This window comes from Psychromonas sp. B3M02 (assembly GCF_003318165.1).
In the GTDB taxonomy this organism is placed as follows: Bacteria; Pseudomonadota; Gammaproteobacteria; order Enterobacterales; family Psychromonadaceae; genus Psychromonas.
The window spans coordinates 1-12,551 of record NZ_QOCB01000018.1 but is presented as its reverse complement, the minus strand read 5'-3'; the positions used below and the strand labels follow the sequence as shown (position 1 = coordinate 12,551).

At 39.0% G+C, this 12,551-nt stretch carries 9 protein-coding genes; 4 read left to right on the top strand and 5 right to left on the bottom strand.

Features of this window, described 5'->3' with window-relative positions; translation table 11 throughout:
* Positions 1–103 precede the first annotated feature (103 nt).
* Both DS885_RS02555 and DS885_RS02550 read left to right on the top strand, forming a co-directional pair.
* A complete protein-coding gene (locus DS885_RS02555; RefSeq protein WP_113817842.1) occupies positions 104–733 on the top strand; it encodes an alpha/beta family hydrolase in 630 nt (209 codons plus the stop codon).
* 196 nt (positions 734–929) lie between these two features.
* The gene (locus tag DS885_RS02550) at positions 930–1,997 is read left to right on the top strand and encodes a branched-chain amino acid aminotransferase (RefSeq protein WP_113817841.1); all 1,068 of its coding nucleotides are present in this window, start codon (positions 930–932) and stop codon (positions 1,995–1,997) included.
* 61 nt (positions 1,998–2,058) lie between these two features.
* Here the strand turns inward: DS885_RS02550 and DS885_RS02545 are convergent, their stop codons facing one another.
* On the bottom strand, positions 2,059–3,027 hold the full coding sequence (locus DS885_RS02545; RefSeq protein ID WP_113817840.1) for a LysR family transcriptional regulator: 969 nt from the start codon (positions 3,025–3,027) through the stop codon (positions 2,059–2,061).
* A gap of 152 nt (positions 3,028–3,179) precedes the next feature.
* Here DS885_RS02545 and DS885_RS02540 point away from each other — a divergent pair, with 152 nt between their 5' ends.
* A complete protein-coding gene (locus DS885_RS02540; protein WP_113817839.1) occupies positions 3,180–4,385 on the top strand; it encodes a multidrug effflux MFS transporter in 1,206 nt (401 codons plus the stop codon).
* Between the two features lie 80 nt (positions 4,386–4,465).
* Positions 4,466–5,254, top strand: coding sequence for a M48 family metallopeptidase (locus DS885_RS02535; protein WP_113817838.1), 789 nt, complete (start codon positions 4,466–4,468; stop codon positions 5,252–5,254).
* Between the two features lie 70 nt (positions 5,255–5,324).
* Here DS885_RS02535 and pntB read toward each other — a convergent pair whose 3' ends face one another.
* The 4 genes from pntB to rapA all read right to left on the bottom strand — a co-directional run bounded on the left by pntB (position 5,325) and on the right by rapA (position 12,245).
* Entirely contained in the window at positions 5,325–6,695 is a 1,371-nt protein-coding gene (gene pntB, locus DS885_RS02530) for a Re/Si-specific NAD(P)(+) transhydrogenase subunit beta (RefSeq protein ID WP_113817837.1), read from the bottom strand.
* Positions 6,696–6,697: 2 nt separating this feature from the next.
* Positions 6,698–8,239: a Re/Si-specific NAD(P)(+) transhydrogenase subunit alpha gene (locus DS885_RS02525; RefSeq protein WP_113817836.1), complete on the bottom strand. Its 1,542-nt coding sequence runs from the start codon at positions 8,237–8,239 to the stop codon at positions 6,698–6,700.
* Positions 8,240–8,600: 361 nt separating this feature from the next.
* Complete coding sequence (locus tag DS885_RS02520; protein ID WP_113817835.1) at positions 8,601–9,263, bottom strand: RluA family pseudouridine synthase; 663 nt, start codon at positions 9,261–9,263, stop codon at positions 8,601–8,603.
* Positions 9,264–9,332: 69 nt separating this feature from the next.
* Complete coding sequence (gene rapA, locus DS885_RS02515; protein ID WP_113817834.1) at positions 9,333–12,245, bottom strand: RNA polymerase-associated protein RapA; 2,913 nt, start codon at positions 12,243–12,245, stop codon at positions 9,333–9,335.
* Between the last annotated feature and the right edge of the window lie 306 nt (positions 12,246–12,551).

Here is a 12,551-nt window from a genome sequence, read left to right as displayed (position 1 = left end):
GTAAAATAGATCAGTTACTTGCTATGATTGGTATTATAGGTAATGTAAACAAGTGGTTGGTATAATAGGTATTATTGATTTTTAGTCATTAATTGAGAATATGATGGAAATAATTTTTGATGGACCTGCAACGGGTCCTTTATTCATTTTTGCACATGGAGCTGGCGCGCCTTTAAGCTCTGATTTTATGCAGCAAGTTAGTGAAGGACTAGCAAAGCAAGGCATTAGAGTTGCTCGTTTTAATTTTAATTATATGCAGCAACGAGTTGAGACAGGGAGCCGCCGACCACCTGAGCGAGCTCCCAAGCTAATTGAACAGTTTGTACAGCTCATTAATAGCTTCGAACAACCTATGGTGATAGGCGGTAAATCAATGGGCGGACGTATGGCCAGTTTAGTAATGGCTGAGCATCTCTTACCGCAAGTAAAAGGTGTTGCTTGTTTAGGGTATCCTTTTCACCCACAAGGTAAACCAGACAAACTGCGTATTGAACATCTAGGTCAGGTTAAAGTGCCTTTGGCAATAATACAGGGCACTAGAGATAAATTAGGGAGTCAGGAAGAGGTAGCAACTTATGGTTTGCCTAATGCATTGCAATGGCATTGGTTAGAAGATGGCGATCATGATTTAAAACCGAGAGTTAAAAGTGGTTTTACACATGGACAACATATCCAGTCTACTATCGATTATTTAGCAAACTATATTAAACAGAGCCTGTGTTTGGATAAATAAGTCTGTTTTATAGGCAGTTGTTTTAATACTATTCACTGTTTGCATAATAAATTAGCTTAATCTGCATTTATTTGTAAAAGAAGTGTGGATGTATTGTTGATTATTTTTTAAAATCGGCATTCGGTCGACATATAAGCAATGATACCTGTACTTTTCATCCATTGTCGTAAAGCATTTAGTTACAGAAGGGAGTTACATGTCAATTGATATCAAACCGCTAGCAGTTGCAGAGCGAAATGCCTGTCCAGCAGAATTTAGTTTTGGTGAAGTATTTGCCGACCATATGTTTACACAAACTTATGATGTGAATCAAAAATGGTCAAATGCTGAAATAAAACCTTATCAAACACTGCAATTAGACCCATCAGCTTCGGTTTTACATTACGGTCAAGAGATCTTTGAAGGTATGAAAGCCTACCGTACAGAGAAAGGGGATATTCATTTATTCCGTCCTCGTGAGAACTTTAAACGTTTTAATCGTTCTGCTGCGCGTATGGTTATGCCAGAGGTCGATGTCGACTTTCACCTTAATGCATTAATGGAACTACTGAAAATAGATAATAAATGGGTACCTGAAAAAAATGGTACATCACTATATATTCGCCCAACCATGATCGCGACAGGCGCTAAATTAGGTCTAGGTGCAAGTGATAAATACCTGCACTTTATTATTACAGGTCCTGCTGGCGCGTACTTTAAAGATGGCTTTGCACCTGTTTCTGTTTATGTTGCAGATAAATACCGTCGTGCTGTTGTGGGTGGTGTTGGTGAAGCAAAAACTGGCGGTAACTACGCGGCAAGTTTATACATGTCTGAAGATGTTGCAGCACGAGGTTACTCTCAAGTACTTTGGTTAGATGCAATTCACGGTAAATATATCGAAGAAGTTGGCGCGATGAACATCTGCTTTGTTTACGGCGATCATATTGTAACACCTAAATTAAGCGGCAGTATTTTACCGGGTATTACGCGTGATTCTATTTTACAGTTAGCACCTACGCTAGGTTACACTGTTTCTGAAGAGCAGGTAGCAATTGAAGATATCTTAGCTGATATTAAAAGTGGCAAAATTACTGAAGCCTTTGGTTGCGGTACGGCTGCAGTTATCTCTCCAGTAGGTCAACTATGTTGGAAAGACGTTGATTACTTTATCAATGATAATAAAGCCGGTGAAGTTTCTCGTAACTTATACGATGAACTAACAGGTATTCAGTATGGGCTTCGTGAAGATAAATTTGGTTGGATAGAAAAAGTAGAGTGTTAACCACTCACTCTTTTTTGTTACCTGCATATTATAAAGGCGCTATTTAGCGCCTTTATAATATCTACTTGATATCATGTTTAAATGCATTATCAATGCTATCACAAATCATATTTCTTACCCACCGATGGCCAGGCTCATCTGTGTTATCTCGATGCCATAATAAAACATAAGCCATTCCATTGAGTGGAAAAGGCAATGGGATCTGTTTAAGCGGATAGAGTTTTTGGGCATGTGGAACAAAGCTGCTTGGTAAAGTGAAAATTAAATCACTATGCGCACAAACACTTGCGCCACCATAAAAATCTGGCAACGTACTGATGATATTGCGCTGTTTATTATGTCGGTCTAGTGCAAAATCAATGGCCCAAAACTTATTACCATCACAGCTTACTTGTAAGTGATTACAGGATAAATAACTCTCCATATCCCATGTGTTATTCTTAACACGTTGTAGTGCTGGGTGCTGATCATTGACTAAACAGGTTTGATGATCACTGAATAAAATTTTATACGCTAATTCATCGGGTAAGTTATCTATCTTTAATTGTTGTCTCTCACCGTAATCTATACCTGTAATACCGAATTCAACTTTACCTTTCTGTAAGTCTTGCATTGAGCCTTCTTTCCAGCCCAATACATCTAAATGGATATGACTGGCCTGTTGTAATAAAGGTCCAATAAAAGTAGGTAATAATGTCGCGTAGGCGCTTTCTAACATACTGATAGAAAAATGTCGGTCACTGTTTACAGGGTCAAAACTAGGTGCTTGTGTTAATTGATATAAACCTTGCAGTAACTTAGGTAAATGTTGTTGTAAATGCAAAGCATGTGACGTCGGTTTTAACCCATGCGCGGTCCGAGTAAATAGAGGATCCTGTAAATGTAGGCGTAAACGAGACAAACTTTTGCTCAACGCTGATTGGCTGACATTTAAACGGGTTGCTGCGCGAGTAACACTTTGCTCTTCTAAAAGGACTTGTAAGATAACTAATAAATTAAGGTCTATTCGAGTGAGTTTATCGATATGCATAGATATTCCTATAGGGAAAATAAGAGCTGAATTAATACCATTTCTATTCATATCATAGTTGATTTACACTAGCATTGTTATCTGTTTAATGTCACAAATCGACGTTTTATATTATTTAATTTAGTTATTTTTTATTGTTCAAAGAGAGAGTTATGAGTCGTAAGTTGTTACCTATCCTAATGATGATGGTGGTGTTAAGCCCTCTGGCCATTGATATCTATTTACCATCTATGCCTGAAATGGCCGTTGAATTTGGTGTATCAGATACACAGGTTCAATCGACATTAATATTGTTTATTTTATCAATGGGGGTAGGGCAGGTGTTAATTGGCCCATTGGCAGATAGATATGGCCGTAGACCGGTTGCGTTAGTCGGTATTTGTTTGTATATCGCAAGTAGTTTCTTTGCGTCAGTCGTGGTTCAGTTTGAATATTTACAACTTGCGCGTGTACTACAAGGGGTTGCAGCTTGCGCTACATCGATTGTGGTATTTAGTGCCGTGAGAGATAGATTTAATGCACAACAAAGTGCGCACTATTATAGTTATTTGAATGGTGTTATTTGTGTTATTCCCGCTTTAGCGCCTACCTTAGGTGGTTTTTTAGCTTTACACTTTGGTTGGAGAGCTTCGTTTATCTTTATGACTGCGTTTGCTGTTTTAGTCTTGTTTATTGTTGCCTTCAGATTACCAGAAACGCGTCCTGAACATGCTAATAATCATGCCGCTTTATACCGTTGGGCGCGTTATCAACCGGTATTAGCTAATAGTCAATTTATCTTCTATGCATTGACTTGTATGATTGGTATGGCGAGTATTTTAACCTATGTGTCTTATGCGCCGAGTTGGATCATTAAACATATAGGTTTGTCTGAATTAACCTTTAGTTACCTGTTTGGTTTTAATGCGATCATTAATATTATTGCTTGTTTTGCTGCGCCTAAAGTGATTAAAAAGGTCGGTAATCACCAAACGGTTAGTATTGCATTATGGCTGATGGTGTTATCTGGTGCGCTGCAATTAGTGCTGCAACAATTGCCTTTTACTAACCTATTAATAGGTGGATTATATTATATGTCACCTATGCTATTTTTATGTATTGGCTTTGCGCTGTTATTAGGACCAGCCACATCGATGGCGTTAAGCGCTTTTGGTGAACGAGCGGGGACGGCCAGTGCGTTATTAGGTTGTATTCAAATGACTGGCGCAGCTATATTAACTGGGTTATTACAACAAACTAGTTTAACTGGCCCTTATGCAGCTATATTAATGATTGGTGGTAGCGGTCTGTTGTTGTTAGTTATTATGACGCTACCTAAATATAAACATTGGCATCAAGAGCGTCCTAGTTACGCTTAACAACTTGCTTTAAATTTATTCGCATTCTTAGTATTAGCTTGAGATAATAACTCCATTACACTTTTGTCAATGGAGTTATGATGAAACACTTTCTACCTAAATTATCCCTCATTAGTAGTTCACTATTACTTGCTGCTTGTGTCACCTCTTCACCCACTGGACGTAATCAAGTATTGTTATTCGATGGTTCAGAAATGGCGACTTTAGGGGCAAATTCCTTTGAAGAGATAAAAAAACAGGAAACCATTAATCAAGATCCTGCAGTTAATGCGTATGTGCAATGTGTGAGTAAGCAGATAACCGATACCCTAGGTGAACAACCTGATTTTGATGAGTGGGAAGTGGTGGTTTTCGATAGTGATCAAGTTAATGCCTTTGCGTTACCAGGTGGTAAAATTGGTGTTTATACTGGTCTATTAGCTGTGGCTAAAACCCAAGATCAACTGGCGACAGTGATTGGTCATGAAATCGCACATGTGCAAGCAAATCATTCTAATGAACGTCTATCCTCAAGCCAAATTACAGGTATAGGGACTTCGGCTATTGGTGTGGCTGTGAGTGGCAGTGAATATTCTGAGATAGGCTTAGCAGCATTGGGGTTAGGTGTTCAATATGGTATCACTATGCCCTATGGCAGAGCGCAAGAATCGGAAGCCGATATCGTAGGCTTACACCTGATGAGCGAAGCGGGTTTTGACCCGGAACAAAGTGTCGAGCTATGGAAGAATATGGCGATTGCCTCGGGTGGTTCTGAGCCGATGGAGTTTTTATCTACTCACCCTTCAAATACAACGCGTATTAATGATTTACAAAGCGAATTGAAGAACCTTAAACAAACCAACGAACAAGCTCCAAATTGTCGTGCTTAATGATTTTATTATGCAATACAAACAAAAATGCCGAATCAATTGATTCGGCATTTTTAATTAAAACATTAAATTAAAGGTTAGATAGAATTGCATCTACCGATGCTTTTGCATCACCTAATAACATTTCAGAGTTCTCATTAAAGAACAGTGGGTTTTGTACGCCAGCGTAACCAGCACCCATTGAACGTTTAAATACAACGACTTTCTCAGCTTCCCAAACGTTAAGTACTGGCATACCTGAAATCGGTGTACCTGGCTCATTTGCCGCTGGGTTAACTGTATCATTTGCACCAATAACTAATACTACATCAGTTTCAGGGAAATCTTCGTTGATCTCATCCATCTCTAATACGATATCGTAAGGGACTTTTGATTCAGCAAGTAATACGTTCATGTGGCCTGGTAAACGACCTGCAACTGGGTGAATACCGAAACGTACGTTTTTGCCTTTAGCACGTAATTGCTTAGTAATTTCAGCAACAGGGTATTGTGCTTGTGCAACAGCCATACCGTAACCAGGTACGATGATGATGTTTTTAGCCGCTTTTAGAGACTCAGCTACTTGTTGTGCAGTTGTTTCTGTATGCTCGCCGTACTCTTGGTCACCTTGGGCAAACTCTTCATTTCCGAAGCCACCTAAGATTACGCTTACAAATGAACGGTTCATTGCTTTACACATGATGTAAGAAAGAATCGCACCACTTGAACCTACTAATGCACCAGTGATGATAAGTAAGTCATTTGCTAGCATGAAACCAGTTGCTGCCGCAGCCCAACCAGAGTAAGAGTTAAGCATTGATACTACTACTGGCATATCTGCACCACCAATAGAAGCTACTAAATGCCAACCAAATGCTAATGCAATCACAGTCATAATGATAAGTGCTGTTAAGCCTAAATCACCGCTAACAAAAGCAACTAATAATAGTGCTGCTGCTGTCACTGCTGCAATGTTGATCCAGTTTTTACCAGGTAGAGATAAAGCTGCACTGTTTACTTTACCGCTTAGTTTACCGTATGCAACGATAGAACCAGTGAAAGTAACTGCACCAATAAAGATACCTAAGAATACTTCTACATCATGAATAGTTTGTGCAGCAGGTGCTAAAACAGCATGATCTAAGTATGAGTTGAAACCGATGAAAGTTGCAGCTAAACCTACGAAGCTATGTAAGATAGCGATTAGTTCAGGCATTGAAGTCATTTCAACTTTTAATGCTAAACGCACACCGATACCAGCACCAACTGCCATTGCGATAGTGATGTAACCTAAGCCACTCACTTGTGAGCTAGCAATAGTTGCACCGATCGCAATGATCATACCGATAATACCGAATAGGTTACCGCGTTTTGCGCTTTCTTGGCTGCTTAAGCCGTTAAGACTACCAATGAATAGGATAGCTGAAATGATGTACGCAGCTGTAATTAATCCTTGAGACATGTTTATTTATCCTTCTGGAACATTTTCAACATACGGTGTGTTACGGTGAAACCGCCCACTATGTTGATGGTTGCAATAAGAATTGCAATCGTTGAAAGAGCTGTGACGACGTTGTTGTCACTACCAACTTGTAGCAATGCACCGATGATGATGATGCCACTGATTGCGTTTGTTACACTCATTAAAGGTGTATGTAGTGAATGTGCAACATTCCAAACTACACCGTAACCAACAATACATGCCAGAATAAATACAGTGAAGTGTGCTAGGAAGTCTGTAGGTGCAACACTTGCTAACCAGCCAAATAGACCAGCAGCAACAACAGCAGCAGCAGGTTTAATCCATTTGTTTGGTTCTTTTTCTTCAACAACTTCTTCTACTTTTTCTTCTGCTTTTGGGGTTGGTGCAGCACTTACGTTAATTGCTGGTGGTGGCCAAGAAATTTCGCCTTCTTTAACAACCGTTGCACCTCGGATAACTTCATCTTCGAAGTCGATATCAATTTGACCGTCTTTGTTTTTACAAAGCAGTTTCATCAAGTTAACTAGGTTTGTTGCGTACAGTTGGCTTGATTGTGTTGGTAAACGACTTGGTAAGTCAGTGTAACCAATGATTTTAACGCCATTTTCAGTTTCAAACACTTCGTCTTTCACTGTTAATGCTGCGTTACCGCCAGCAGCTGCTGCTAAATCAACAATCACGCTACCTGGTTTCATTGATTTGATCATATCTTCAGAAATGATCTTAGGTGCTGGTTTACCTGGGATAAGTGCCGTTGTGATGATGATATCAACATCTTTAGCTTGTTCAGCCATCATTTCAGCTTGCGCTTTTTGATAACCTTCACTCATTGTTTTAGCGTAACCCGTTGTACTTACTTCTGTTTCCTCAACGTAATCGACTTCAAGGAATTCACCGCCCATACTTTCGATTTGCTCTTTTACTTCAGGGCGAGTATCGAATGCACGAACGATTGCACCAAGGCTACCAGCAGCACCAAGAGCAGCTAGACCAGCAACACCAGCACCAACGATCAATACTTTAGCAGGTGGAACTTTACCCGCAGCAGTGATTTGACCTGTAAAGAAGCGACCAAATTGGTTGGCAGCTTCGATAACAGCACGGTAACCAGCAATATTTGCCATTGAACTTAGTGCATCTAATGCTTGTGCTCGAGAAGTACGAGGAACACTATCCATCGCGATAACGCTGATGTTTTTAGCTTCTAGTTGCTTTAATAGTTCCGGGTTTTGAGCAGGCCAAATAAAGCTTACTAATGTAGCGCCTTCTTTGATTAATTGAATCTCTGCTTGAGTCGGTGCATTAACTTTAAAGATAATGTCTGATTGTAAAATCGCTTCAGCTTCTGTGCTAATTTCAGCACCCGCTTCTTGGTAAGATGAATCAGAAAAGCTTGCTGCTGATCCTGCGTTTTGTTCTACAAGAAATGTGAAACCTTGTTTAATTAGTAGTGCAACAGTACTAGGTGTTGCCGCTACACGGTTTTCATTTTCTTGGATCTCTCTAGGTATACCTATCTGCATAGTAATTCCATGATCGCTTATTGTTAAAGATTGTTATCGAGGTTTATTTTGGGTGTCATTTAAAAAATGCAGCTGACCTAAATCACCTGCATTTTTTAAATAGCGCTAACACCACAAAGCCAGATAACGCGTTTGATTGTTTTATAAACTTGTCGAGTTGATTGTGTATTACGACAATTTTCAGCAGGTTAAAGCTTAGTGAAAAATACGGGGGAACGCCACCATTTTAAGGTTCTTTACATAGTTTTTATGCTACATAAAGGTTACTTAATATAACCATTGATAATAAGTAACCTCAATTGTAAATCTAATGTTAACAAATAAATACAAGAGATTAATTTTCATACTCAATTGTTAAATTTTATAAAAAAGGGGGAGGGCATTCAAAACTAACACGTAATTCCGTAGATGGATGGGTAAGAGTGATACTAGCCGCATGCAATGCTAAACGATTTGGTGAATATTGCTTACCAAATGCAGTTGCATAAAACTCATCACCAACAATAGGGTGACCTAATTGTTGCATGTGCACACGTAATTGATGTGTTCTTCCCGTTAACGGCGTTAATTTAACGAGGGTAGTTTGTTGTTCTCTTTTGACCACTTGCCATTCAGTTTGAGAGCTTTTACCCTGTTCAAAATCAACAATTTGGCGCGGTCTATTTTCCCAGTCACAACGTATAGGCAAGTCAATTAAGCCGCTATCTTCTTTAATAATCCCCTCTACACGAGCGAAGTAGGTTTTATCGATGACTTTTTGTTGGAATTGACGCCCCATATGACTTTGTGCTGATTTACGTAAGGCTAAAATAATAATGCCAGAGGTTGCCATATCTAATCTATGCACTACACAAGCTTCAGGCCATACACGTAAAACACGTAACGCTAAACTGTCTTTATGCCAAGGATCTCTGCCTGGTACGCTTAATAATCCAGAGGGCTTATTGAGTACAACAATATCTTGATCCTGATGAATAATATTCAAATAAGGGGACATTGGTGGGTTATAAACAAAATTAGGCATAGTGGTTACCGATGTAATGAACAGTACAGGTTAAGAGTTACTTAATAACCTGTACTTGTTAATGCTAGGTTAAGTGTGAGTTGAGACGATGAAACGGATTGCATCTAATTTCAGCTGTGTATTATCTAAAATCTGTTCAAAGTTAGTTTGTTGATCACGAATATGTTGGATCTCTTCTTCACGGATATTAGGGTTCACCGCTTTTAATGCCAATAAACGATCTCTTTCTTGTTGTAGCGTATGTTGCATATTTTGTTTCGCTTCATCCAGAATGTCTGCCATTAACGATTGTGCTGTTGGCAGTGATTGTTTAATTAGCTGATGAATTAATGCTTGTGAAGCATTCGCCACTTTGCGACTAATATGACGATTAATCGGCGTTAATTGGCGATCAAAACTATCAAAAGTTACATTCTCACCCAAGTTTTTAGCATTCTTATCTAATAAGAGGCGAATTGGTGTTGTTGGTAAGAAACGACTTAATTGTGCATTATCAGTATTTAAGGCTTCAACAACGTAGATTAACTCTAGGAATGTTGAGGCAGCCGGTAATGAGTTATTTTTTAAGATGGCAACAGAAGTGGTACCTGTATCTGAGCTTAATACCATCTCCATACCATGGCTGATCAAAGGGTGTTCCCAGGTTAAATAAGAAACATCATCGCGACTCAATGCCGTTTGACGATTAAATGTCACCGTTACCCCTTCTTCTGGTAACCCTGGGTAATCACTTGCTAACATATTACTGGTTGGTTTCAAGATTAAGCATTGATCGCTGCTATCTTCTTGCTGCACACCTAAGACATCAAACATCTGTAGTGCAAAGCCAGTGAAGTGCGGTAGCTGATCAATCTCCGTCATATCATCAAGTAAGTTGCTGTTTTGTAAAACACCGCTAGAGTTAATCTCTAATAACTTATCTCTACCTTGCTCTAAATTGGCTTTCAGTTCTGAATTAAGTTTTGCAGTGCGTTTAATTAATTGCGCTAATTGGTCTTGATCATTTTCACCTGTGGCCAATAAATTAATGAGTTCATCTTTTACTGATTCATAAACAGTATGGCCTGTTGGTGTTGTTTGTGTGAAAGCAGATAAACCTTGCTCATACCATTGTTGCAAAAACTCCTGCGAAGTATCTTTGAGGTAAGGCGTATAAATCTGGATATCACAACGTTGGCCAATACGGTCTAATCGGCCAATTCGTTGCTCAAGTAAATCAGGGTTAATTGGCAGATCAAATAATACTAAGTGATGTGAGAACTGGAAATTACGACCTTCAGAACCAATCTCAGAACAGACCATTACCTGTGCACCATCTTCTACTTGTGCAAAGTATGCCGCTGCTTTATCGCGCTCAATGAGTGATAAACCTTCGTGGAAAACAGCCGCTTTGATCGCTTCACGTGTACGCAATGCTTCTTCAATAGCTAATGCCGTTTGTGCTTGAGCGGCAATGATCAGTATTTTTTCGTCTTTGTTTTGCTGAACAAGATCAATGATCCAACTAATACGTGGATCAAATGCACACCAAGAGTTATCAGTGGAAGCTTCAAAAGCTTGATAGATTTGTTCAGGGTAAAGAGCTGAGAAGGCTTGTTCTTCAAGATTACCCACAGGCATCATTTTTGATACTTTAAGTGCGGTTTTATATTGATCAGGTAAAGTTAACGCAACTGATTTTAATAAACGCTTAGGGAAACCTTTGATCGCAGAGCGTGTATTTCTAAATAATAAACGCCCTGTACCGTGTCTATCTAATAAACCGCGGATCAATTCTCGCTGTGCCACCTGCTGTTGCTCTGGGTCTATTGTAATATCTGAAATGGTTTTAAGTAATGGCTCTACATCCTGTTCTGATAACAGTTCAGTAATGCTGTTTTTAGCTTGATCGGTTAAGATCTTACCATCAAGTAGTTGGTTAACTGCCTCAACCACAGGTTTATAACCCGCTTCCTCGTTTACAAAAGCTTGGTAATCATAAAAACGGTTTGGATCAAGCAAACGCAAACGTGCAAAGTGGCTTTCATGCCCTAGCTGGTCTGGCGTTGCTGTTAATAATAATACACCTGGAATTTCGTTCGCTAATTTCTCAACTGCGTTATATTGTGGGCTAGGTTTCTCTTTATCCCAAATCAGATGATGTGCTTCATCAACGATCATAAGATCCCAAGTGGCTAACAATGCATTCTTTAAGTGCTTTTGTTTACGTAATAAGTCAATGCTGCATAGTACTAGCTGCTCAGTATCAAAAGGGTTAACAGCATCTAAATAAGCTTCTTCACAACGTGATTCATCAAAAATACTAAAATGTAAGTTAAAACGGCGCAGCATTTCAACTAGCCATTGATGCTGTAGGTTTTCAGGTAAAACAATTAAGACACGTTTTGCCCGACCAGTAATCAATTGTTGATGCATAATCAGGCCAGCTTCAATGGTTTTACCTAGGCCAACTTCATCCGCTAGTAAAATACGTGGCGCATGGCGTTGACCTACTTCTTCTGCAATATAAAACTGATGAGGGATAAGGTCGACACGTGCACCTAATAAACCACGTAAGTGAGAACGTTGTTGCTCATGTTGATTCAATAAAGATTTATAACGTAATACAAAGCGATCAAACTTATCAATCTGACCTGCGAACAACTTATCTTGTGGTTTATTAAACTTAATAAAGTTATTTAGAAAGGTTTCTCTTAATTGGGTTTCTTCATCGGTATCTTTACGTGTGCCGATATAAGTAATGATATTTTCGTCTTCTTGTATATCTGTTACTAATAAAGACCAATCAGCATGGCTTAATACTTCATCACCAATATTGAAACGAACACGTGTTACTGGCGCTTCTTCTATTGAATAAAGACGTTGTTCTCCTGAAGCTGCAAATAACAGCGTTAACATACGTCCTTCTATTGCGACTACTGTACCTAACCCTAACTCTGATTCAGCGTCACTAATCCAACGCTGGCCTAACGAAAATGTCATAAAAACTCACTCATCAATTGTAACTAAACAAAACTTAATAGCAGAAAAGGCGCGTATGTTACCTAAATCTTATTCAAAGGTACTAGTGATAAATCTAATAAATAGATAAAAATAAAAATAGCATATAAATGAAGAGGAATAGGTGGTTTGTATGTTAATTAAGCAAACGATATTAAATTGCAAATAATCGTAATAAAACGCTTGCCAATGTGATCTTAATCCCTATAATGCGCACCCACAGACACGGGACGGAACGCAAGTTACCCAGCGAGTTTGAGAACAAAACAAACGCAGTAAACGCTTCGA